The sequence below is a fragment of the Salinibacter sp. 10B genome, assembly GCF_002954405.1.
Classification (GTDB): Bacteria; Bacteroidota; Rhodothermia; order Rhodothermales; family Salinibacteraceae; genus Salinibacter.
The window spans coordinates 1,916,940-1,940,756 of record NZ_MQWC01000004.1 but is presented as its reverse complement, the minus strand read 5'-3'; the positions used below and the strand labels follow the sequence as shown (position 1 = coordinate 1,940,756).

13 protein-coding genes are annotated in these 23,817 nt (G+C 60.7%); 1 reads left to right on the top strand and 12 read right to left on the bottom strand.

The window, feature by feature from the left end; genetic code table 11:
• Positions 1–14: 14 nt before the first annotated feature.
• From rfbD to BSZ35_RS08135, 5 genes are all read right to left on the bottom strand, one after another.
• Positions 15–935: a dTDP-4-dehydrorhamnose reductase gene (rfbD, locus tag BSZ35_RS08155; RefSeq protein ID WP_105011971.1), complete on the bottom strand. Its 921-nt coding sequence runs from the start codon at positions 933–935 to the stop codon at positions 15–17.
• Positions 935–1,540: a dTDP-4-dehydrorhamnose 3,5-epimerase gene (rfbC, locus tag BSZ35_RS08150; RefSeq protein WP_105011970.1), complete on the bottom strand. Its 606-nt coding sequence runs from the start codon at positions 1,538–1,540 to the stop codon at positions 935–937. Before rfbC ends, rfbD begins: the two co-directional genes overlap by 1 nt.
• A 497-nt stretch (positions 1,541–2,037) precedes the next feature.
• Positions 2,038–3,075 carry a hypothetical protein gene (locus tag BSZ35_RS08145; RefSeq protein WP_105011969.1) on the bottom strand — a complete coding sequence of 346 codons (1,038 nt, stop codon included), beginning with the start codon at positions 3,073–3,075 and terminating at the stop codon, positions 2,038–2,040.
• 30 nt (positions 3,076–3,105) lie between these two features.
• Positions 3,106–4,905: a heterocyst formation ABC transporter subunit HepA gene (gene hepA / locus BSZ35_RS08140; RefSeq protein WP_105011968.1), complete on the bottom strand. Its 1,800-nt coding sequence runs from the start codon at positions 4,903–4,905 to the stop codon at positions 3,106–3,108.
• Positions 4,906–4,962: 57 nt separating this feature from the next.
• Positions 4,963–5,934, bottom strand: a complete 972-nt coding sequence (locus tag BSZ35_RS08135) for a hypothetical protein (protein WP_146110036.1) — start codon at positions 5,932–5,934, stop codon at positions 4,963–4,965.
• 536 nt (positions 5,935–6,470) lie between these two features.
• On the opposite strand from BSZ35_RS08135, the gene rfbB reads away from it, so the two are divergent.
• Positions 6,471–7,556, top strand: a complete 1,086-nt coding sequence (rfbB, locus tag BSZ35_RS08130; RefSeq protein WP_105011966.1) for a dTDP-glucose 4,6-dehydratase — start codon at positions 6,471–6,473, stop codon at positions 7,554–7,556.
• 249 nt (positions 7,557–7,805) lie between these two features.
• Here rfbB and BSZ35_RS08125 read toward each other — a convergent pair whose 3' ends face one another.
• The 7 genes from BSZ35_RS08125 to BSZ35_RS08095 form a co-directional block, all read right to left on the bottom strand.
• Positions 7,806–10,178: a DUF5060 domain-containing protein gene (locus tag BSZ35_RS08125; protein WP_181149241.1), complete on the bottom strand. Its 2,373-nt coding sequence runs from the start codon at positions 10,176–10,178 to the stop codon at positions 7,806–7,808.
• A gap of 539 nt (positions 10,179–10,717) precedes the next feature.
• On the bottom strand, positions 10,718–11,707 hold the full coding sequence (locus BSZ35_RS08120) for a glycosyltransferase family 8 protein (protein ID WP_105011964.1): 990 nt from the start codon (positions 11,705–11,707) through the stop codon (positions 10,718–10,720).
• A 32-nt stretch (positions 11,708–11,739) separates the two neighbouring features.
• The gene (locus BSZ35_RS08115; RefSeq protein WP_105011963.1) at positions 11,740–12,684 is read right to left on the bottom strand and encodes a glycosyltransferase family 2 protein; all 945 of its coding nucleotides are present in this window, start codon (positions 12,682–12,684) and stop codon (positions 11,740–11,742) included.
• Between the two features lie 107 nt (positions 12,685–12,791).
• Positions 12,792–18,842, bottom strand: a complete 6,051-nt coding sequence (locus tag BSZ35_RS08110; RefSeq protein WP_105011962.1) for a malectin domain-containing carbohydrate-binding protein — start codon at positions 18,840–18,842, stop codon at positions 12,792–12,794.
• Positions 18,843–19,098: 256 nt separating this feature from the next.
• Positions 19,099–20,568 carry a DUF4350 domain-containing protein gene (locus BSZ35_RS08105; protein WP_105011961.1) on the bottom strand — a complete coding sequence of 490 codons (1,470 nt, stop codon included), beginning with the start codon at positions 20,566–20,568 and terminating at the stop codon, positions 19,099–19,101.
• 447 nt (positions 20,569–21,015) lie between these two features.
• Positions 21,016–21,507, bottom strand: a complete 492-nt coding sequence (locus BSZ35_RS08100) for a GNAT family N-acetyltransferase (protein ID WP_105011960.1) — start codon at positions 21,505–21,507, stop codon at positions 21,016–21,018.
• Positions 21,508–21,680: 173 nt separating this feature from the next.
• Complete coding sequence (locus BSZ35_RS08095) at positions 21,681–23,801, bottom strand: ATP-dependent helicase (RefSeq protein WP_105011959.1); 2,121 nt, start codon at positions 23,799–23,801, stop codon at positions 21,681–21,683.
• Positions 23,802–23,817: the final 16 nt, after the last annotated feature.

Here is a 23,817-nt window from a genome sequence, read left to right as displayed (position 1 = left end):
GGAGGAACGGAGGGTCAGGATGCAGCATGGGGTGGCGGTCCGCTTTGGGCAAGCGATGCAAGAGGCGAGCAGCGGGCGGCCATGGCTTCAAGTTGTTCGGTCCACGTGGGGATTGAAAGACGTCCCTCCCGTTGCACAGCGTTGGGACTAAGGACTGAGTATCGAGGGCGGGGCGCTGGCGTTGGATACTCGGTGGTTGGGATGGGCACGACGTCTACTCCGGAAACGTCGAACGTGCGGAAGATGGCCCGAGCAAAGTCGTACCAGTTCGTCGTTCCGCCACTGGAGAGGTGGTACGTTCCGGCCGGGAGGCCATGGCCGGGGGGACCTGATGGGGGGAGCATGGACGCCGTTGCCTCGGCAACCCATCCGGCCCACGTTGGACTTCCGAATTGGTCGTTGACCACCGTGAGACGGTCCCGCGTAGCCGCCAGCCGAAGCATGGTGAGGAGGAAGTTGGACCGGCGGTCGCTGTAGAGCCAACTGGTTCGGAAGATCCAGTAACTGTCGGTGTGTGCCTGGATGCCCCGTTCTCCCGCCCACTTCGAGGCTCCGTACACGTTCAGGGGAGCAGGGGCATCCTGTTCGGTATAGGGAATGTCGTTGGTCCCGTCGAAAACGTAGTCGGTCGAATAGTGAATGAGACGGGCCCCGCAACGATGGGCTTCTTCGGCAAGGGTAGCGGGGACCTCGGCGTTCAGGAGCCATGCCCGGTCTCGCTCGGTTTCGGCGCGGTCGACAGCCGTGTACGCCGCCGCGTTGACAATGAGCGACGGGCGGAGGGTGCGGATGGTCGATCGAACCGACGAACGTGCCGTTAGGTCGAGTTCAGCTCGTGTGGGGCAGACGAGGGGACCCAGGGGAGCAAGAGTGTGGCGCAACTCGTGGCCGAGTTGGCCGGCAGCGCCGAGAAGAAGAATGGGGGAGGTCGGCATCAGGAGTGTGACGGAGAGGGGACGGGGGACGCAGAGGCTTGGGGAGTCGGCTCCGAAAACGTGAGTTGGGCCGGAGGGCAGTCTGCAAGAAAGGGGGCCGCCCGATCCTTTTCGGAGAGAAGGGGGGACGCAAGGGGCCAGTCAATATTGAGTTGAGGGTCATCCCACCGGATCGTGGCTTCAGACTCGGGGTGGTACACGTCCGTGCATTTATAATGGAAGAGGGCGGACGGACTCAGGACGACGAAGCCGTGGGCGAATCCGGGGGGCACGTAGAGCTGCCGCTTGTTTTCAGCGGAGAGTTCGATGCCAATCCACGTTCCAAGGGTGGGAGAATCGAGACGTATGTCGACGGCCACGTCGTACACGCGCCCTTCCAAGACACTCACGAGCTTGCCCTGAGGGTGCGGGTTTTGAAAGTGGAGCCCTCGGAGAACGCCGTACTGGGAGCGGGACAGGTTGTCCTGCACAAAAGAGGCCTCGACGCCCGTGAGGGCGCAGAAGCGCTCGGCGTTCCACAGTTCGAAGAAAAAGCCGCGGTCGTCGCCGTAGACGGACGGCTCGATGAGGAGGAGATCGGGAAGCGACAGTGACGTAACGAGCATTGAGGAGAAGCGGGAGGGACTGGGGAGTGGCCTCGATGAGAAAGAAGATATTGGAGGCTTCTCGGCTTTGGTGGGATCACCGACGCATGATGAAGGGAAGACTCGTTTCGAGAGCGATGCGCTTTAGGAGACAAAGACACTCTCTTTCGGTCCAGTGAGAGGGTTCAGAGGGAGAGGGCAAAAGGATCACGTCACCCATGGGGAGCTCTGGAGCAGGCACAAGGTGCTGATGGGAGGATCAAGAAGCCCCCTCTGTCCGCTGTTGAAGGGCATGCGGGACGCCACTCTCTTGGAATCGATGAGTCGCCGCTTCGAACGACGGCCCTAAGCGTTGTCGGAGAGGTGCAGCATTTCCCTAGAGCGACTTGTTGCGCATCGCGACGTGGCTATACGATTCAATTATTCCGGTGAGAAGGATTGTGCCTGCGTGGGAGATGGCCGGGAATGGGGTATAAACGGAGGGGACCGGACAGAGAGGGCGCACGCCCCCACCTCATTCAGGGAAGGATCTCTGCTTCTCTCGTGTGCGCGATGTGGAGGTGGGTGTGGATCGACGCCGACATGTGATCCCGAAGGGAGCGCTTGTAGTGCGTCCACCAGTTTCGGATTGTGGCGGCCAGGGGCGCAGGGTCGATCTCGTCGAGCGTCGCGGGAAGGTTCTCCCACTTGTAAATTCGAGGGCACGGGAAGTCCGGCCCGAAAGCACTTTGCCAGTAGCTGGGGCGGCGGGTGCGTTTGGCGATGTCGTACCAGTACTTCGGCCCCCCTTTCAGCGCATTCCAGCTTGCGGACAGGGTGCAATGTTCGCGGTAGAGACCACCGCCGCCGTCGTCTTCGACGAGGGGAATGGCACCGGCTTCGAGGGCTTCATAGAAGCGGTAGCTCTCAACGGAGGCCCAGCCCCGAGGGCAGAGTACGATTTGCGTATTCGAAAGGAGGGTGGCGTATTCGGGTTTGGAGAGGCCGCTGTTAAAGTGGTCATTAATGACGAGATGGCCGTCGGTTCGTTGCGCCAGTGTCTCAATCATCGCGTGCCGCGACGGCTTGGCTTGACCGGCAAACGACCACCGGTAGGGGCGATCAGAGAGGGCCGTCGGCTCGAACAAATCGCGCGGACAGTTGACACCGAGGGGAAGGTAATGGCAGTGGGCAAGGGAGTCGATTTCGGGGCGCCAATAGTTGCGGTACACGAATGCGGCCTCGTCGTAGACCTCCAAGGGCGCCCAGCCGAATTCGTCTCCGATGTGGAGAATCCCGACCGTCGAGCCCTGAGCCCGGAGCGTGTGCAGGTACGCTTGTACCTGATCCGGATCGTATTCTTGTCCTTCGAGGACGACGATTGGGTTGGGGGCAACGACTTCGTATCGGCCGTCGAGGTGATGGTGGACGTCAAAGGCGCTGAGGAGAGACGAAACCCATTCGTATTCGCGCGGCACAACGGAGGTCGTGGTGGCCGTGGGGGCAGCAGAGGCCCAGTATCGATTATGAGACAGGTCGCGCTGCCAAATAATGTTGAGGGGAGGAACGGGAGGCATGAGTAGGGAGAACGTGGTGGGAGGGGGCAGTCAGGAAACGGCAGTCGTCTGAAATTGCATGCAGTGGTATTGCCAGAGGTGCCCTTCGCGCTGAATTAGGTCTGCATAGGAGCCTTGCTCCACGATGCAACCGTCTTCGAGAACGACGACCCAGTCCGCGTTTTCAATCGTTGAAAGCCGGTGGGCAATGGCAATGACGGTGCGTCCGTCCATCAGTCGTTCGATAGAGCGCTGTACGAGCCGTTCGGACATGCTGTCGAGATTGCTCGTGGCCTCGTCGAGGATCAGAATGTCCGGATTTTTGAGGATGGCTCGAGCGATGGCAAGGCGCTGGCGCTGTCCGCCGGAGAGCCGAATGCCGCGGTCGCCGAGCACGGTGTCGAATCCATTTTCCATGTCTTCGATGAAGCCGAGCGCATTGGCCTGCTCGGCGGCACGACGAATGGCAGCGTCGTCGGCACTCAGATTGCCATAGCCGATGTTTGCGCGGACCGTGTCGTTGAAAATGTGCGTGTGCTGGCTCACGATGCCGATCCGATCTCGCAGTGAGCGCAGGGTCAGGTCGCGAAGGTCGATCCCGTCGAGAAGAATGCGACCCTGGGTGGGGTCGTAGAAGCGAGGGATGAGGTCGGCCAGGGTTGACTTTCCCGCGCCGGAGCCGCCGACGAGGGCGACCATTGCTCCGGCCTGTACGTCCAGGTTGATATTTTTGAGGACGGGGTGATTGGACTCGTAGGCGAAGTGCACGTTTTCGAACCGAAGTGCGTCTGTGAGGGACGGGGTCGGGCGTGTGCCTTCGGACTGGTACGGCTTGTCGTCTCGGTTGAGCAGGGCCGCTACCTTCGCAAGCCCTGCGCGGTTGCTGGCCCACACCCCTCGTTGATCATTCAGGTTGTTAACGGTCGGCATGACTCGGAAGAGGGCAAAGAGAAAGCCGAGCAGGAATGCAATGTCGAGGACGCCCGGAATGACGTAGAACTGGATGGCCACGACGATGAGCACAACGAGAATTGACCCCACGATGGCCTGGGAGAGAGGTTGGACGAGCGAGGAGCGCTTAAAGGTCTCTATCGTCGCAGAGGCGAGGTTCTCGATGGATGCTGAGAGGCGTTTTTGCTCGTAGGGCTGTCGGTTGTAGGCCGTGATGGTGCGGATGCCGTCGATGAATTCCGTAAACGTGGAGGTGAACTGGCTATTGGCCTCCGTAAGCCAGGCGCCTCGGGTCTGAATGGAACGCATCAACCACGTGAGGCCGAAGGAGAGAAGTCCGAAGACGGTGAGGACGAGCAGCGTCAGTTCCCACGAGATCCAGACCATCAGAAGGAGATACATGCCCAGGATGGTTCCCTGAACAATGAGGTTGAAGACGACCGAGACGGCCGTCGTCGTTCGATTGATCTCCGTGGTGATGCTGTTGATGATGTCGCCGCCACGGGTCTTCGAAAAGAACCGCAGAGAGACGGCCTGGAGTTGATTGACGATTTGCATCCGCAGGTCCTCGACGATTCGGACGCGGCTCGTGACGGCATAGACGCCGGCGAGGTAGCCCAGAATTGACCGCATCCACGTGCCCGCCAGAATGAGGGCACAGATGTGATACGTTCGCCTCAGGGTAGATCCACCGACGGCCAAGACGTGCTCGTCAATCCATCCGATTCCCGTTTGGAACGCAGACGTCGAGCTCTGGGCAAAGGTTTGGAGGAAGGGAATCAGCATTCCGATGCTGAACACCTCGGCCCCGGCAGCCGCAAGAGAAAGAAGGATGGTGGTGAGAATGATTTTCCAGTGGGTGCGAAGACTCGCCCAGAGGATGCGGCGTTCGGAGGTCATGAACGACAGAGAGAGGGGGAAGGGGAGAAGGAAGAAAGAGGGTTTCTGGAGATTCTTTTAGGAAGACTGTTCTGGGACCGGGGCGGTTGGCCGGTCGTCGTATAGGGAGGGGAGCGACCGGCGCAAGTCTTCGTGACGGTCGTACTGGTGAATAATCGGGCAGACGGTTCCGTCTTCCGTTAGCACTCGTGCTTCGGCATCGGTCGCAATGGCCGATCGAGGAGCAATGCCCACGTGCATGGCTGCTCCGTTCCCAAATGGGTGGACCGTCACGTTTTGGAGGCGTTCTTTGCGGACCAAATAGTTGTGGATGCCCTGATCCGTCCCCCAGCCGCTATACCGCGTCACGATGTCGTGACACATGAGTCTCAGGTACTCGACCATGGCGGAGGTGCTGCCGAGGGTCACACCGCAGCAGATGATCGGAAAGGCAGCCAGTTCCTCCAGGGCGTCGGCTCCGTAGAGGTTATCGATCCACTTGGCGTTATTGATCTGGTTGCCAAGGAGGGTCCCTCCATACTCCTCAAAGACGTGAAGTGCGTCGTCGACGGAGGCAGAAAACGGGTTGTCCTGGAAAACCACGTCTCGGACGTCGGTGAGGAGGACGGTGTCGTACCCCGGGTGTCGTTTCAGGTACGAGAAGAAGTAGATGAAGCGGGCGGACTGGCAGTGCCAGAGGTATTGGGCCGCGAGGCGAGCCGCCGCAGTATCCCCAAGATTGAGAGCGGCGATTCCCTTCGACAGTCGTCTGTTAATCGAGATGTCAGGAATGAAGGAGACATCGTTGAGTCCCAGGGCTCGTGTGAGGCGCCCGTCGAGAGAGTAGGATCCCTTCAGGTCAACCCGAGTCACCGGAATCTCATGAATCTGATGCGTGCGGAAAAGCGGGGCGCAGTCCGGATCGATGTTCGATGTGAAGAAGACGACGTCGCCGTCGTAGCCCGTGGCCCGAAGGGTGTCGACGAAGGGGGCTATGTCGTGAGCACTGTAGTCCTCAATGTAGGCGAGGACGAGATTCCGGGAAGACATTGAATAGATCCGGATGTTGGGAGCGGTATTGAAGGGGGAAGCAATCTCTATCGGAGACCGGACGTCGCCGAGCACGATCCAGGTTGAAGGTAGGAGGAAAAGAGGGGAGCGTGATGTCTCCAATGGATGAGAAGCACGGGGAGAACCGGCTTCAAGTCGAAACGAACGGCGGGCGAAGAGAGGGCGACATGGGCCGGACAGGGAGGACACTGGCGGCTAATCTCTGATAGATCAGGATAGAGAAGCTCAAAGGCGAATGTCGTGTAGCTCTGACGCATTGAGCCTTCTCCTTTCGGTACAACCGCTTCATCTTGCAGGGGCACGGCGGGTCTCAGCTTCGCATCCGCTCGCCCAACAGATTCCGAGGAGACGCCACCGTACGGAAAGAGTATCTGCAACGCGCCGAATCGACAGTTCCGAACAAGTGGAATGATGGACACCGGGAGAAAGGGGAAAGATATTCTGGGAGGAGCTTGACTCTGATCTAGATGCGAGCAGAGAATCATCAAAATGACCATCTTTTCCGCCCCTAAAACATGTCTCAACCCAGTTCATCGTTTTCTTTACCGACGCCGCCGACGATTCTCGTGACGGGGGGGTGTGGGTTTATCGGGTCCGCTCTCGTTCGGTATCTGCTGTCTGAGACCGATGCTCGGGTGGTCACCGTCGATAAGCTCACGTATGCAGGAAGTCCGCGAAATTTGGCCGGGATGGCCGATCACGAACGGCACACGCTCGAAGTGGAGGACATTGCGGATGAAGCGGCGATGCGTCGACTATTCTCCGCATACGCGCCGGATGCCGTCGTGCACCTCGCTGCTGAAAGCCACGTAGACCGCTCGATTGAAGGACCGGGGGCGTTTATCCAGACGAACGTGTTGGGCACGTACACCCTTCTTGAGGTTGCACGTGACTACTGGGCCGTCCTGCCGGAACGACAGCGCACGGCGTTTCGACTGCTTTGTGTGTCGACCGACGAAGTCTATGGAGCACTGGGGGCAGACGGAGCCTTTACGGAGAGCACGCCCTATGACCCGTCCTCTCCGTATTCGGCAAGCAAGGCTGCAGCCGATCACCTGGCCCGCGCGTGGCATCGGACCTATGGGATGCCCACGCTGATCACGAATTGCTCGAATAACTACGGGCCGTACCAGTATCCCGAAAAGCTAATCCCGGTCGTGATTCTGAAGGCCCTCAGCGGAGCCCCGATCCCCGTGTACGGCACAGGGATGAATGTGCGCGACTGGCTCTATGTGGATGATCATGTGCGAGCCCTCTATACCGTCCTGACCGAAGGGCGGGTTGGGGAGACCTATAACATTGGAGGACACGGCGAACGGACGAATCTTGAGGTCGTCGAGGCGATCTGTTCTCACCTGGATGAGGTGCACCCCCGTTCAGGGGGGCGGTATCGTTCTCTCGTCGACTTCGTTGACGATCGACCGGGACACGACTGGCGCTATGCCATCGATCCGACGAAGATTACGTCGGAGTTGGGCTGGACGCCTCGCGAGACGTTCGAGAGCGGTATTCAGAAAACCGTCGAATGGTACCTCGACCACCGGGGCTGGTGTCGGGCCGTTCTGGAGAAGAAGCAAACTTCTCACGTCGCCCGGGCCTAAGAGACTGTTTTGATTTTTGAGCGGGTTGAGAATCGACGAGATATTTCGCAGGAATTGGAGGGCCGTCCGTTGCTCAGAAGGAGCCCCTGTTGGATCGCGAGGATCTGCGGATCGTCGCGCTCTGCCTGAACTGTCATCGTGGGAAATCAAAACAGTCTCTACGTCTACAGCTGGCGATCTCTCGTGCCGCCCAATCTACGCGGTGCTTGTCTCCGAACAGGACCAGGCCCTCTCTGGACGGCGGGAGCATCATTTCACGATACTGACCTGGCGGGTCGTCGTAAACCGTTCCCCCTCGATTCGCAGGAAGTAGACCCCATTCCCGAGGGCGGAAGACGTTCGGAGGCCCAGCGGGGTGTTGGCCTGCACGGTTCCGGAGTAGAGCGTGCGAATTTGGCGCCCCAGCGCATCGTAGAGCCGAACCGTGACCGTCTGTGTTTCCTGGACGCGGAGAGTGGCTTGGGCGTGCGTCGGGGTGGGGTTTGGGGCGGGGCCTTTCAGGCTGTAGGGGGATTTCAGCGACAGCGACACGGTGATGGAATCGGAAAGGGTAGCGGTCCCGTCGACGTCCACTTGTTTGAGACGTAGCGAGTGGGTGCCCGGCTCAGAGGCGGAGATCCGGTAGCGGTACGACTGGGGACTGTCCGTCGTGCCGGCGCCGTTCACAAATCCAACCGACGTAAATATCGATCCGCTGGGCGGGCGGTGCAGAATCTCGAAGCCGGCGTTGTTTTGTTCGGAGGTTGTCGACCAGGTGAGTACAATCGATTCCGATCCGCTTGTTGCGGCCTCTAGGCTCGAAAGCTCGACAGGAAGAACCCCGCCTTTCGAGACGAGAGCGACCCAGTCCTGATTGGGGTCCTGCGGGGGCGCGCCGATTGAGGTTGAGGCCCCACCCTGGACCTCGGAGATCGTTCCCGTTTGGAGGGAGCCCCCGTTGCGGGGGTCGAACCAGGACACGGTAAACGAGCCGGAGGGCAGGTCCAGGGTCGCATCGCTTCCCCCATCCGGAAGATAGACGGCGAAAACGTCAGACTCGTCCGAAAAGACGTGCCCCGGCGTTCCGGAGAGGCGGGCGTCGTCGCTCGTCATCGTGCGCACCGGCAACTCGCGCATGAAGCGAAGGGCATACCGGTGAAAGTCCCAGAAGCGATCCCGGGACCGCCAGTCGTCGGCGTTTAGATCGTCGTCGGGGTACTTGTATCCAAAGTACCACTCAATGCCGTCGCCCCCCGCGAAAAAGGCCGTCCAGAGGACATTCCGAGCAGCGTCGTGGTTGTCATCACTGTCGGGACGGAGTCCCGCCTCGGCCGTCCCAGGTTCGTCAATCGAAACGACCCACGGTCGACCGGCAGCCTTTGACTCCGACACCCACTTCGTGACGCTCGAATGCGCCTGAGACGGACTCATCTCGGAGAGCTGCAGGGAGGGGCCGTCGAAGTCGTTATGTCCGAGTAGCGGGTCGTATACCTTCTCTTTTTCATCGGGGAAGGTGTGGACGACAATGGGGTGGTTGTACGCATCGAGGGCCGCAATGTACGAGATAAATGCTTTTCGCTGAGCGTCGGTGTTTACATTTTCTTCTCCGAGGTTCCAGTTGAGGGCGTGGTGGTGGGCGAAGCGAGCAATCAATTCACGGTAGTACAGTTTCCGTTCCGGCCCAAGGTCGCCTTTGTCGAGGTAGCCGTCATTCTCCTTTTCCTGAGTCTTGAAGTGTTTGAAGAGGCCGACGCTGTCGGCGTGGGAAAAGACGGTTTCCCATTGCGCAAGCTTCGAAACGTCATAGCGATAGACGTTCGACGGCCCCGTCCAAGGCCACACGTCCTCTCCATCGCCCCCAGCGATATTCATTGTGAGAAAGGAGAACGCATTCATTTCTTCGGACGCGAGGTAGTTGAGCGCTCCGATCAGTCCCTTCCCTTTTCCCCCCTGCCAGGATGGGTCTCCCGTGCGCCAGTCGTCTTTGTGAGGGGCGTAGTCTCGCACGTAGTCGGAGCCGCCTGCGTTATAGGTGCCGTCGAACTCGGAGTACGCCAGCAGATTTTCCGGGCTATCGGCGCCGCCTTTCAGAAAGACGGTACCGTCGTCGAATTCAAGATACCGGCTGCCGGTGTACTGCAACAGTCCTTTTCCGCGGTGGTCTCGCCCGGATTTGTCCGTGTTCGTGATGGAGAAGGAGCCGGACTGGCCGTCAAAGGCCGTCGACGAGCCAGCGCTGGGGTCGAGGCTGATGGCCACTTCCGTGCCCGTACGGAAGGACGCTTCGTAGGTCCAGTCGCCCGTATGACGCGGAGTGAAGTGCACCCGCCATTTGTTGCCGCCAGTGGCGCTGGTCTCGGCCGCATCCCCGTCCGCCGCATAGTAGCCCGGAACCGACAGCTGCGTCCCACTGGCGCTGTGCTGAAACGTGACGGTCAGTCGATAGTCGAGGAACGGATTGGGGTCGTCACTTTCGCTTGTGCAGGGGCCGGTAAAGGTGACGGTGAGGGGATGCCAGCGTTTTTGTTCGCCCTCCACCGCAGGGGGCGCGTCCGGATCCGGACACGACTGAGCAGAGGCGAGAGTCGGTACCCCCAGCGTGAAGAGCAGGAGGGAACAGGTAAAGAACACGTAGGAGCGCATGGATGGGAAAGCCGCATCTGGTGGGGGAGTGCGATTTCGTTTCCGGTCGGGAGCACTCCGTGGGGAGCACCCTCCGCGATCAGCAGCGATTTGGACAACGACCATGCCATACCCTCATCTGATAGAAAAGATTTTCCGTCCAATCGACCGCTTCTCCTTTTTTCCATTCGTCGAGAGCACGCTCTAGAATCGAGATTCTGGGCGAGAGATGGGGGGGGGCGGAAGCGGAGCGAGCGCCGGAAGTCGTTGTTGCGCACCGGTGCCCATTCGGTGACAATCGGGGACGCTTGGGGGCGGGGAGAAGAGAAGACGGTCGCACCCGGTCGAGCAACGAGACGAGAACGACTCGGGGGAAGGAGGAGGGGACTCCCCCGGCTTCGCTGCGTTGTGACGGGGAAGTCCAGAAAAAGCTACGCTTCTGTTCGGGAAAAACCATGCACTGAGGCCGATCTCGACACCGAACAGAAATCTTGTATTTTGTCCTCAGCCGCAGAAGAGGGGGCTCGAAATGAGACGAAGACAGAGGGCACGGACGTCCGTCACGACGATTTGAAAAGGGCTCCGGCCCGGTGACGAAGGGGACGGGTGAGGTTCCGGAGGTACTGCTCGGGAATACGGGCTGTGCGGAACCCGCGCCACGCTCGAAATTCGAGTGGCGAAAACCAGCCGCTCGACGCCAGATACTCTAGGAATCGATCCTTCGAGGGATGGTCCGTCAGGATATTCCAGGGCTTGTCGTTGCCGGTAAAGTGGTCGATGTAGGGGGCGTGCAGAAGTGCGTCCCGTTGGGATTCGATGTCCCGCTTGAAGGACGACTCCGGCCATCGATCCAGATCGCTGATGGCAGACTGTCGGTTCCAGCGGGGGTCCAGTTCCTTCCAGCGTCCGGCGAGAACCGCATTGAGTGCCTCCTGGTCGCATGTGTTCATGACCTTCCGATAGCGCGCAACGTACCGCATCGCGTCTGCGCGCACATGCTCGGTACGCCATGCGTTCAGGTTTAGGACCAGCACCCCGGAGTTGAAGTACGGCGTATCGGGGGACAGGCCGAAGTCGTGGTAATGCGCAAGTCCTTTTTGGTGAGAGACGGTCTGAATCTTGTAATCGCGCACCGCAAGAACGGGGGCCTCGTCAAAGGGCTCCGTCCACAGCGGGGTGAGGTCTCGTTCAACGAGGAGGTCGGCGTCGAGGTAAATGGCGCGCTCCTGCGCCTCGGGGAGAAGATTCGGGATGAGCAACCGAAGATAGGCGGCGTCCGAAATAAAGTCGGTCGTTCTGAGGGAAGGGGATTCGTCTCGGGTCGAGGGCGGACGATCCGGTTGTACGTCCATCCAGCGAAAATCGACGATGCGGTCCTTCTTTGCCCGGGCGACGACCGACTCAATCCGCTGGCGGTGTCGGGGCGAAATGCCGTCGGACAAGACGTAGAGAGTCATTTCGGCCTCCGGGCGTGCATTCGCGAGAAGGGAATGAACCATGACGCCGAGCGGAAGCGCAAATCGATCGTCGGCTGCAGTGACAATAACCATGGTGGAGAGAGACAGAGAGCGAGAGGGGGAGGTTAGGAGGAGAGAAGAAGTTTTCCCGTGTACAGGAGGTATCGGGCGATGCCACCGGCCAGTAGAAGGAATGAGTGGACGACTTTGCCCTGTGCCATCGTTGCCTTTGCGGCTCGAAGCCAAATTGCGGGGACTAACTTTCCACTCCAGTCATATCGGAGCGAGCGACAGATGCGCTGGTGCTCTTCTGTAATCTCGTTGAAGGAGTGGCTCCATTTCGCGAGGAGCTTCTTCCGATGCTTCCGGATGCGGGAGGTATTTTGGCTTGCTTGTCCTTCGTATCGCCGATAGTACACGAGGTGGAGGGGAAGTCTGTGGACGACCGACTGGAGAGCGATTTGAGTAAAGAGGTCTACGTCTTCCACGGGCTGCCCGATCTCTTCGTCGAAACCATCTGTCCGTTCGAAGAGGGAGGCGCGGAGCAGGGACACGGAGGGGATGGCTTGGCCGGCAAAAATAGAGAGGGTCGGGGTTTCGAGCACATCGTCGGGCACAGGGTGAAGCCCAAGCGTCGAGGCGCGATAGCGCGTGGGAAGAGTGGGGGAACGGGTCACGTTGTCGTCTGCGTCGAGGTGATCGTACAGACAGTACGTGAGGCCCACCTCTGGATGGTCCTCCATGTGAGCAACCAGGGTTGCGAGCATGTCGGGTTTTAGACAATCGTCGGCGTCGAGAAAGAGAACGTAGTCGCTATCCGAGGAGCGAGCATCAAATCCCACATTCCGGGCTCGGCAGACGCCCTGGTTGGATTGTCGGAGAAGGCGGAGGCGGTTGCTCTCATCGTTGGAAACGTACGTCTCCACAATATCGGCCGACCCGTCGGTGCTCCCGTCATCCACGACGATGTGCTCCCAGTTTTGAAGGGTTTGTCCCTGCACGCTCTCGATCGTCGAGCCAATGAAGCGCTCAGCGTTGTAGCAGGGGGTGACGATTGTAATCTTGGGCATGTTGGATCTGAATCGAATGGAGTCGGTCGTGCAAAGACATCCCCGAACCCCGGACGCGACCGCCACCCTCGCGGTCGCATCCAGGGGGCCCGGCAAGGGACCCGTCGTTATTGAATAACGACCATCTTTCCAGTCTTCGTCACCGTCTCAGAGTTCATCTCGGCGTGCATCCGGTAGAAGTAGACGCCTGAGGTAAGCGAGGTTTGCAGCTGGAAGGTCTGGTCCAGCCCTGAAGGCATCTTCTGATCCTCAAGCCGCATGACGCGCTGGCCGAGGATGTTGAAGACCTCCAGGTCAATGGTTGCCTCTTCCGGCAGATCAACGACGATGGTCGTCGTGTTGACGAACGGATTTGGATAGTTGCCCTTCAGTGCGAAGGCCTTCGGGAGGTCCTTCAGTACGCTTTCGGGCAGGTTCAGGGCCAGCGTGGACACACGCCGATCCTCGACCGTGAACCGAGCCCCATCCCGGAGGAGGTGCGTTCGTCCCGTACCTGCGGAGGACTGCTCAACGATCGAGCCGGAGGCCGCTTTGCCTGTCACCGATACCGTAATCGGGTAGGCCCCGGACTGCAATGAAATCGACGGCGTGCGCTCCCAACTCACACGGCGATCGGACGCGAACCGAACGTCGAACAAGGACTGCGGCGGCCGCGGCGGCAAGAGATACCGTGAGGTTTGATCCGGATCCGTCGGCGAGGTCACATACAGCGTCTGCCGAGCGCCATTCGCGTCGGCGAGCGTGAGCGTCATTCGCGCCGGCACCTCTGCCTTTCCCGACGACGACGCCGCGGTTTTCGCCGCGATCGTCTTCGTGGCGGCACAGTCGAGAGTGGCCACGGTTGGCGCGTCGACGTGCGCCCAGAACGCCTTGAAGGGCGTTGAGGAGGTCGTTGCGACGTAGCTTCCGTTTTCGTAGACGTACGCAGCCGTAATACTGGACGGAAGCGCGATCTCGCAGGCCGGGCCCGTAACCAGGTTCCAGCCCGCATCAAGGGCGAGCGTGACCTTCGAGACCGGATAGCCGTCGATCGTTTCGGTTCCGCTGGATCCGAAGTGTACCCAGTAGCCTTCTCCAAGGTGCATCCGATCCTGTGATTCGTAGGCTCCCTCGTATCCGATCAGGGATCCCTCCTCTGCGAGTGGGAGGATCGACGTGAAGGGCAGGGCGCCCACATCGTAGGACAGGCCCCAGAGGGCCCAGCCCGCACTCACAGACTTCGAAACGGAGGCAAGTGTGACCGGGTCGTACGGAGCAAACGTAATCGTGAGATCCGTCGGGCCCGTTGCCAGCACGTACTCGGCCTGCGTCTTCATGTCGACGGTGGTGCCGTCGATCGAGGACGTCATGGTGAGGGTGCCGGGAGGGAACAGGGACGGATCCCAGGTCACCGAAATTGGAGTGTCGGCACCCTGAACTGCCAATATCCACGTGATTGACGAAGGATACGTGACACTTGCCCGTACGTCCGTGAAGAGAGGGCCAGTGAGGGTGTTATCGAACCGGGCGTCGAAGGCCCCTGCGGGGGGGGACGGAGGAGCTTTCACGTCCACCCCGCTGTCAAAGCCATCGGTCGCGAGGTTGTCTGCGCCAAACCGACGCGTCAGCGACTCTCCGGTCGCATCTTCAACTGTGAGAGACGCGGTGAAGGCATCCGCGGTCGGCAGCTCTTCGAAGGTGGCGGAGATTACGTAATCCGCATTCAGCGTGACTGTAATCGGGTTTTGCGTTCCGGTCAGTTCGCCGGACCATCCAGCGAAGTACCACCCAGCATCCGGAACGGCTGTCAGTTCGACCGTCGTTCCCTCGTCGTACAGCTCCTGGTCCGGGTTCTTGACGATCGAGCCATTTCCGACCGTCGACGCGGTGATCGTGTACTGCGGCGCCGTCTCCTGGAAATTCGCGGTGACGGAAAGGTTGCTGCTCACCGTTACGCTCACCGGGTTGGTCGTGCCGGTGACATCGCCAGTCCACTCGACGAATTCCCATCCCGACGCTGGCGTGGCCGTCAGATCAACGGTGGTACCAGAGGTGTAGCTGGACTGGTCGGGCGACTTCGTCACCGTGCCACTTCCCTGCACATTCGTCGCGACGGTATACGTAGTTTCGGTATCACTCGACTCCTGCAACACCTCAATGGCCGAGATCTTCGCATTGTCGACGATGGACTCGAATTGAATGTTGAGTGTCTGATTGGTGCCAACGGCAACCCCGCTAAATTCCTTCACGAGCGCCGTTTGGGGACCGACCTCGGCATTGATGTCAAACTGGTCCAGGACTTTGGTGCCCTCAACATAGACGTTGAAGACGCGCTCCCCGGGCTCACCGGTCCCGCCGTTGACTCCCCAGTAGATTTCAGCAAAGTGTAGGCGCACTGTGTAATTCCCGGCCGCGGGCACGGGAATGTCGTAAAAGAAGTCTCCCCAGCGCTCGGACTGGTACAGCTTGTCGTCCTCTGTTCCGTTGATGGCAATCGAGTTCGAATATTTTCGTCCACCCGTCACGTACTGATCACTGCTCCAGAGATTGCCCTGAGTGTCGGTGTAGGAGCCGCCCGACGAATTGAGGCGTGCCACCGGGGTCAGGGTTATGAGGGTTTCCGACGCGTCTCGAACGCTGATGTACTCGTAATCGGCCTGGAACGTCGTGCTTGCACCGCCCGTCGTCGTAATCACTCCGATGGCCGGGCCGGACGCGACACTCGTACCGATTGTATACGCCCCCTGGAGGGCGCTCAGGAGATCTCCACTGAGTGAAATGGGGGTTCCGAGATCAATCCGACTGCCTCCCCCAACGCCGTAGGCGGGCTGGATGGTGCCGTTCGCGGGGTCGACTTCGAGGTAGAGGTCGACGTTTTCGGCCGTGCCAATCAATCCGTTCACCGGATGGAGGGTGCGACTGGGGGTTCCTCCCGTTTCGATTATCACCTCAATGCCGCCGTCAGCTCCTAGCGTGCCAAAGTCGGCACTGGCACTGAGAACAATCTTGGCATAGTTGTCCTGGTCTCCCGTTCCGAGATAGAAGCCCTGCTCGAAGCCATCCTGCGGGCTATTATTGAAGTAGGAGCCCACCATCTGTACCTGGGCGACGTAGGGCGTCGCAATCGGGTCGAAGCCGAACTGGAACCCGTTTTCCTGCGTGTTGAGGCTCCCGTTGGCTGTTCCGCTTGAAACTTCAATGATCGAGAACTGACCGGTTGCCCCTCCCGTGAGGAGGTTGTTGGCATCGAACAACGTGAGGTAATCCGCTGTCCCGTTGGTCATCAGGCCCGTAAAACCGACACCACCGGCAAGGGATTGGCTGATCGAGCCGAGGAACAGGTCTTTGAAAAGCGGCGGGGATTCCGCGGTGCCGTTTGTCTTATCGGTCTGAAAGGGATCCGTGAGGTCGGCAACGGCATCGTTGTCGTCGTCCGAATCATTCAGGTCCGACAGCAAAAAGGTTCGGGTGCCGGCAGCAATTTCATCTTGCTCGTCGGCCACGTCATTGTTGGGCGGAATGTCCGACGCTGAGCACAGGTTTGTGCCATTATCGATCTCATCTGCGTTCGTGTATCCGTCGCCATCCTCGTCGAGAGTGATACTGTCGGTGCCTTCGCAGACGAGTTCTTCCTGCGGTTCCAGGATGGAAATTGAACCGCCCCCGCCGTACGTCGCGATCCACACGGCACCCGGGTAGGGCGTCGAATCGTCAGTCATTGTTACGTCGAGAGGAGCACTCAACCCGGAGGCAAGCGTCGACGTGTTCAGTACGCCTGTGCCCGTATCGTCAACCTCGACGTGTTGAATGGTCCCTCCGTTCAAATCTGTAAGGAGAAGATCCCCCTGGATCGCACTCTGGGCCGTGTACTCCACAATGCCATTGATCGACTTTTTATGCCAGGTGGCGAGGGCACCGTCGGTCTCTCCTGGATTTCTGTAGTCGCACTCGATCGGGTTCGCAGCGGGAACGAGCTCTGTCCAGTCGGCGGGCAGGCTTGGGTCGCCCGGCTGCAGCCACGTTCCGTTTAGATACAGACCGGCGTCGAGATTTCCGCGGACAGGGGTCGGGTGCCCCCCGTAATAGCCTGCGGTGACGACGTGGAGGTTGTCATTATTATTGACCTTTGGGTCGCCTCCCGGTCCTGGACCGGTTGAGCCCGGCTCGTTGGGGTCGTACGCATTGGTACATACCCCTGGGCTATCTCCGTCCGGATCCGACGGGTAGTCGGCTTCCCCGAGCGGGTGGCCTCCCCAGCCAGGGTTCGGGCCGTTGTCGATGACCCACATGTGCCCACTGGTCGTAAGAACCAAGTCATACGCATTACGCCACCCGGGAGAATAGATCTGGACGGGACCGTTCGGGTCGATTTTGGCTTGGTTGAGCCCATCGTTTCCGCCGAAGGGGTCATTGGGATCGGTATATCCCTCAGTGGATTGCACCTCCAACATCTCGAGGTCGAGAATCTCCCCATTGGCACCGCCCTTGTTCGGTGACCCGCCCACGACGTACATTTTCCCCTCGTAGACGATTGCCTGCGTGGCATGACGGGCGGTTTTCATCGGGGAAAGGGTACGCCACGTTTGAGACTGTATGTCGAAGGCTTCCGTCTCCGAATGGGCAGAGCCCTGGCTGGTCTCCCCTCCAGCGACGATGATCTCCCCGTCAATGAGGCCGGTGACAGGACCAGCACGCACTGTTGGAATGTTGCTTTCGGTGGGGAGGGTGGTCCAGGTGCCTGTGGTGAAGTCGTAGACGTCGACCTCTGCCGCCGTCTGGTTGAATACGGTGCCATCTGAGAGATCCGATTCCCGGCCCGCAATGGCATATAGCTCGTCCCCAGTGACAATAGCGAAGAAGTGATCCCGAGCCCTCGGGATGTCGGGGAGGGCCGTGAAGGTGCCGGTCGCTGGGTCGAACTCGTCAAATTGAACGCTGCCCGGGCCGGAGTGGCCGTTGGCATTTCCGCCGACAATGTAGATCTTGCCGTTGTACACGGCAGCACCGGCACTTCCACGACGCCGATCCACGGGAATTTCCGGGCCGAGGGACCAGGCGTCAGCTGCGGGATCGTAGATGTAGACGTGCGTGGTGGGGGGCTCGTCCGGGTACGCTCCGGTGAAACCTCCCACGGCGTAGATGAGGCCGTTCACCTCGACGGCCTGGAAGTGGTGGAGATTGGTCGACGGCCACCCGGTGGTCGTTGGCATTGCGGCACCAGTGGACCAGGTCCCGGTCGCAGGGTCGTAAATGCGAACGGTTGTTGTTTCGCGCCCCCCGAGGACGTAGAACTTGCCGCCCACTTGAATAGCAGCGTTTTCGTGACGGGCCTCGTCGAAGCTGTCGACCGTGGACCATAGACCGGAGCTAAGATCGGTGCGGGTCGGGTCATTCAGGGTCGGAAGGAGGTACTTGTACTGCCGACCGTCTGTGTCGGTCTGCGTCGGGAGAGCGTCAATTGCCGTCAGATCGAGCGACAGGATGGCGGCGGAGAGCGCATATTCCGTCGTGAGGGCAAAATTCTGGGACGGGGCGCCTGCGTTCGTATGTCCGCCCTGTGCCACGTACAGGATGTTTGAAGCCGCGTCGAGTTGAAGACCGTTTGTCGAGTGGTTCTCTTCTGAGCGCGGAAGTCCCCGTACGAGGTCGACGGCCGACCACGTGCTCCCGTTGTACGTCAATCGGGTAATAATGCCGGAGTTGGTGTCAAGGCCGAGGTCTCCGTTCTCGGTTCCAGCTCCGATCCGCGGATCACTCGACCCCACATACAGCATCGGGAGCGAGGGATCGCTGGGATTCGATGTCACGTAGATGCCGGTCACCTGTCTCGTCCCCTGCCATTCCGCAGGGGCAAGAGTGCCGTCGTCGTTCCAGTTCGGAATACTTTTGATCAGATTGATTGTCTCGACGTCCGTCGCCGAGTAGTCGTTAGCGCTATTTTTTGTCACCGTAATGGCGAGAATCGTTCCGTCCTGCTGCGACACGTACAGGCGTCCGTCCGGGCCAAACTGGAGCGAGGTCGGGGACGTGATGTTCAGGTTCTGAAGCGTGCTCGTCGTGAAGCTTTGGCCTTGAACGGGAGCTACTCCGAAGAGAAGAAGCAGGCCGACAACGAAGAGAGAAAGGGAGACTCGGGGCAATGGGCACCAAGACGAGGGAGGGGCGTAGCGTCCGCTCATGATTCGGTGGGGGCTGGAAGGAAAGGAAGGACGTAGGCCCCGGGGGGCTACGAACGATCGTACAGTCGACGAAAACCTACAGACGGAGACGACTGGGGAGGAACCCCGCTTGGCGCGGGGCCTGTGGGCTTTTGGATCAAGGCGTCCCTACTTTTTCTCGAACACGGGGAACGTGAGGGGCGATCTCCAGGGTACGTGACAGGAGCAAGGTGGACGACCGGCCCCGAAAAAGCCCAGCGACACGGGTCCTGCTGGCTCAGCGCACGACCGTCATGGGCTGTGAATACGTCGCGCCCTCAAGGTAGAGGCGAAGGAAGTACCGGCCGGGGGCCAGACGACCGACGGGGAGGGCGACTTCGCGGAGGCCGGCCTGGAAATGGCCGCTCTCCAGCCGCCGCATCGGACGGCCGAGTAGGTCGTACAACCACAAATCGGCCGATCCGGGGCGCGTTAATACGTAGCGGATCGTCGTCGATCCGCGGACCGGAGCAGGAGAGACAGGCTTCAAGGGCGTGAGTGCTTCCGGGCGTGTGATGCTACGGATCGGAGAATATTCAGTACTCCCGTCGGTCCCTACTATGCGGAGGCGATACGCAAGGGTGGGGACATCGGGAGGAAGTGGGGCATCCACGTAACGATAGGAACGGGGAGAAGACGAATCTCCGTCGGATGGTACAAAGTCGAGGGGGCGGAAGTCTCTGTTGCCTTCACGACGTTCGATGCCGAAGCCCGCGTGGTTGGTTTCGGTGAGGGTTTGCCAGGCGAGTGTCACGGTCCCGGCCGAATAGGTGGCGCTGTAGCCGTTGAGTTCGACGGGCAGCGGCAGGTCTCCATTTAACCACTGAAAGAGGTTCCGAGCAAGGGTCCGATTATCAAGCCGAGTAATATCTGTGCCGGCCCCATTTTCGTTGAAAAACGTATTCCGGTCGAAGTGCACAACGAATCGGCCTTCCCCAACAGATCCGGCGAGCAGCGCGGCGTCGTCGTCAGTCGCGGCTGAGCTTGTGCCCTGTCCCGAGGCCGAGTCGTTGCGGCGGACCTGTGCTTCGGCGCTGCCCAGAATGCGGACGTGCACGTCATCGGGCACGGAACCGACGGTCACGGGGCTGACGCCCTCCCCGTCAAAGGCCGATACGCCGGTGAGGATGGGGTGGGAAGCCGCACGGTATTCGTCTCGGGAGATCGAGTAGGCAGCGCGGTCCTGATTCATGATGAGCCCCCACCGGTCGAGAAAGGCCTGATCGCTCGTAGGGGCGTCGGGCCAGTCCTGGCCGAAATTGGCGTCAGAGATGACGAGCAGTCCGCCGCCGTTGCGCACGAACGATTCGACGGCGTCGACTTGCGCCGGGGTATACGCCGCGTTGTTGGAGCCGAGGACGATAATGTCGTATGTCGACAGGGTCATCTGGTCGAAGGGGAGGGGCGTGGGCACGCCGTTGCTCACCGGCTCCTCTCGTCGTTCCTCCAGCGCAAATCCAAGATCTCGGAGCTCTGCGGCCAGCGCAGCCCAGCCATGGTTGCCGGAATCGGTACTGGGATCGTGGATGCTGGAAAGCTGATCGTCGCTGCCGCCCTCCAAAAACCCCCCCGTGCCGGGGCCGCCCCGGACGAAGAGAATCTGGGGGAGTGGGTCGATTGTGGATGGAGCGGCTGCAGGGGAGTGGGAGACGGCGAATCCCGGGAGGATCAGCACACCTAGGAGGAGCGACAACAGTCGAATGGGCATAGGACGTGGAGGACACGGCCAGTGGAAAGTAGTGGACACATGCTTATGCCGCAGGCGACCGGACGTCAGACCACTCGGTACGCACAGGCACGAGCAGGCTTGGACTGGGGCGGAGCGATAGGGAGGCCTCCAATTCGGGCGGGCCGGTGGCATGGTGCAAGTACGACCCTTTCGGGATTCCACAGATCCCCTTTTGGAGGGGAAAGGGGCAGTGTTTGGCTCAGATTAGATGCGTCCGGGAGAGAATCCCATTTGCCTGTGGTGCCTCTAGGCCAGTTGGGGCAAGCAGCGCATAGAAAGGAGGAGGCCCCCCGGTAGCTGGAGGAGAGGGACGGGACATCGTCGAGGAAGAGAGAAGCGAAATTCTCTCACCACAGATTGAGTACAGAGGGAGGCGTTGCCCCCTAAATGGGACTCCCCCTCATGAAAAATGCTCCTGAGGACGCCTCAATCGTCAGTCAAGGACTGTTCGAAGCGGAGACGATAGTCCTCGTACCGCAGGCTGTAGTCGGCCTTGATGACGCGAAAGCCCTCGTCGAGCCCCAGCACCGTCATGCCCGGGTGCTTGTTGGGGAAGGTGTCGTAGATAAACCGTTCGTACCCGCGCGACCGGGCCGCGTCCATCAGGGCGTAGAGGAGGGCACGGGCAATGCCCTGTCGCCGGTACTCTTCCGTTACCCCTCCTTTCGCGCTGTAGAAGCCCGAGACGTCGAACTGGTATCCGATTTTGAAGCCTACGGCCGTGCCGTCTACCCACCCGACCAGCATCAGCAGATCGTCGCGCTCGAAGGTGTTGATGATGTGCTCGTCGTCGAAGATCTCGACGTTGAGGTCCCGGATCAGGTCGAGCTGATTGAGGCCAACCTCCGTAATAGTGAGAGGACATTCCGCTATGGCTTCGGCGTCCTCGTACGTCGATCGGTTGCTACGAACATCCATGACCGAGCGAGGGAATTGTATTGGCGACGGCAGTGAAACCACGAACGGATAACGTCTTGGATCCCCGCCCGTCTTGCTGTACGGATTCGAGGAAGGGGCGACGAGAGGCGACGTTCCCCCGGACATCCCCACTTCCATACCTCCATACTTCCATACCTATACACTCACCCCCCTCAAAAGGGAAGTTCGTCAGCCTCAGTCGGGTCGCGGTCGGGTCGATTTGGAGGGGGAGCCGAGTCGCTTGACTCGGCACGTTCGGGTAGGCGGTCGGGCTCCGCCGGGGCCTCCACGGCGTCGGGGGCATCCTCTTCCACCAGCTGCACCGGCTCCAGCACCTCCTCGGGAATGTCCGTCACGAACCGGCTGGGATCGGTCATGTACTCGCCGTAGGAGCGCCGGTACTGCGTCATCGGGTAGGAGATAAACAGGTTCTCCTCCGCCCGCGTGCAGGCGACGTAGAAGAGGCGCAACTCCTCGTCCACCCCCTCGTCTTCGCGTAGCGCGTGGCGGGAGGGGATCGTGCCGTCGAGCGCTCGGATCAGGAAGACGGTGTGGAATTCGAGGCCCTTGGCCGAGTGGATGGTGGACAGCACGAGCGGCGGCTCGTCGTCCTCGGCGGCGTCTTGCTCCAGGGCCGTCAGCTCGATCGGGTCCAGGGCCATCGACTCCAGGAAGCGCCGCCGGCTCTCGTAGTTGGCGGCAAGGCCCGCGAGGTGCTCCAGGTCGGGCTCCCGCTTGGGATAGTCCTCCGCGTACTCCGCCTCCAGGATCGGCTGGTAGTAGTCGAGGACCGTTTCCACCTGCTCGGATGGCGGCAGGTCGGGGTCCTGGAGGGTCCGGAGCACGCCCAGCAGCTCCTTCAGGCGCGAGACGTAGCGGGACGAGAACGGCGTCCGGTCGCCCGGCACGAACGGATCGTCGGCCGTTTCGGTGGCCCATTCGATCAGGTCTTGTGCCGTCTTCGGGCCGATGCCGTGGATGAGCTGCAGGATCCGGTTCCAGGAGGCGGCGTCCTGTGGGTTTTCCGCGACTTTTAAATGGGCCAGCACGTCCTTGATGTGGGCGGCCTCGTTCAGCTTGAGGCCGCCGTACTTCACGAAGGGGATGTTGCGGCGGTTTAGCTCCACCTCCAGGTCGTAGGCGTTGTGGCTGCTGCGGAAGAGCACGGCGATGTCGCTGAGGGGCACGCCGTCCTCGCGGAGCCGCATGATCATCTGTGCCACGAAGCGGCTCTCCATCTCGCCGTCGGCGGCCGGGACGAGCGCCGGCAACTCGCCCTCCTCGTCCTCGCTGAAGAGCTCCTTCTCGTACGACCGGTCGGCCTGCTCGATGACGTGGTTTGCCAGGTCCAGGATCGGCTGGGTGGAACGGTAGTTTCGTTCCAGCTTCAGGACCTCCGCGTTCGGAAACTCGTCCGGAAAGCGGAAGATGTTTTTGTAGTCCGCCCCGCGAAAGCGGTAGATGCTCTGCGCGTCGTCGCCCACCACGGTCACGTTGCCGTGAACGCTCGCGAACTGCTTCACGAGGGTGGCCTGCAGCGCATTGGTGTCCTGGTACTCGTCCACGAGAACGTGCTTGCAGCGCCCGGCCACCTGTTGTCGAATCTCATCGTTGTTTTCGAAAAGCTCCAGCGTACGCTCCAGCAGGTCATCGAAGTCGAGCATGCCGTGCGCCTGCTTGTACTGCCGGTACTCCGTCTGGAGCTGCGTTAGGGCCTGGAGGTGGCCGCTGTACTGTGGGTAGCGGTTCGCCAGCACCTCATGGAGGGCCTCGTCCCGATTCGTGGCCGCCGAGAACATGTTGTAGAGCGTCCGCTTCTGCGGAAAGCGCTCCTCGCCGCTCGCATAGTCGCCGCGGGCGCGGAGGACGCTGAGCACGTCGGCCGCGTCGGCGGCGTCGAGAACGGTAAAGTTGCGGGGGAGGTCGAGGGCCTCGGCGTGGCGGCGCAGCACCTGCAGGCAGAAGGCGTGAAACGTGCCGCCCTGCACCTTCTCGCAGCGACCGTCCAGCAGTTGGGTGGCGCGGGCCGTCATGTCGTTGGCCGCGCGGCGCGTAAAGGTGAGCAGCACGATCTGCTCGGGCCGAGTGCCCGTCTCCACCAGGTATGCGAGGCGGTAGATGAGGGTGCGCGTCTTGCCCGTGCCGGCCCCGGCCACGATGAGGAGGGGGCCGTCCCCGGCCGTGGCGGCGGCCTGCTGCTGTGGATTGAGCTCCTCCTCGTAGTCGATCGTCAGATTTTCCGGGGAGGGCCGATCGGGGTCCTCCTCCGAACGCAGGACGATGCGGCGGGCCATGAGAGTCGGGAGCGAA

Bases quoted from the DNA above. Each gene is read 5' to 3' on its own strand.
- rfbD (WP_105011971.1), bottom strand. From the start codon at position 935: ATGCCGACCTCCCCCATTCTTCTTCTCGGCGCTGCCGGCCAACTCGGC.
- rfbC (WP_105011970.1), bottom strand. From the start codon at position 1,540: ATGCTCGTTACGTCACTGTCGCTTCCCGATCTCCTCCTCATCGAGCCG.
- BSZ35_RS08145 (WP_105011969.1), bottom strand. From the start codon at position 3,075: ATGCCTCCCGTTCCTCCCCTCAACATTATTTGGCAGCGCGACCTGTCT.
- hepA (WP_105011968.1), bottom strand. From the start codon at position 4,905: ATGACCTCCGAACGCCGCATCCTCTGGGCGAGTCTTCGCACCCACTGG.
- BSZ35_RS08135 (WP_146110036.1), bottom strand. From the start codon at position 5,934: ATGTCTTCCCGGAATCTCGTCCTCGCCTACATTGAGGACTACAGTGCT.
- rfbB (WP_105011966.1), top strand. From the start codon at position 6,471: ATGTCTCAACCCAGTTCATCGTTTTCTTTACCGACGCCGCCGACGATT.
- BSZ35_RS08125 (WP_181149241.1), bottom strand. From the start codon at position 10,178: ATGCGCTCCTACGTGTTCTTTACCTGTTCCCTCCTGCTCTTCACGCTG.
- BSZ35_RS08120 (WP_105011964.1), bottom strand. From the start codon at position 11,707: ATGGTTATTGTCACTGCAGCCGACGATCGATTTGCGCTTCCGCTCGGC.
- BSZ35_RS08115 (WP_105011963.1), bottom strand. From the start codon at position 12,684: ATGCCCAAGATTACAATCGTCACCCCCTGCTACAACGCTGAGCGCTTC.
- BSZ35_RS08110 (WP_105011962.1), bottom strand. From the start codon at position 18,842: ATGAGCGGACGCTACGCCCCTCCCTCGTCTTGGTGCCCATTGCCCCGA.
- BSZ35_RS08105 (WP_105011961.1), bottom strand. From the start codon at position 20,568: ATGCCCATTCGACTGTTGTCGCTCCTCCTAGGTGTGCTGATCCTCCCG.
- BSZ35_RS08100 (WP_105011960.1), bottom strand. From the start codon at position 21,507: ATGGATGTTCGTAGCAACCGATCGACGTACGAGGACGCCGAAGCCATA.
- BSZ35_RS08095 (WP_105011959.1), bottom strand. From the start codon at position 23,801: ATGGCCCGCCGCATCGTCCTGCGTTCGGAGGAGGACCCCGATCGGCCC.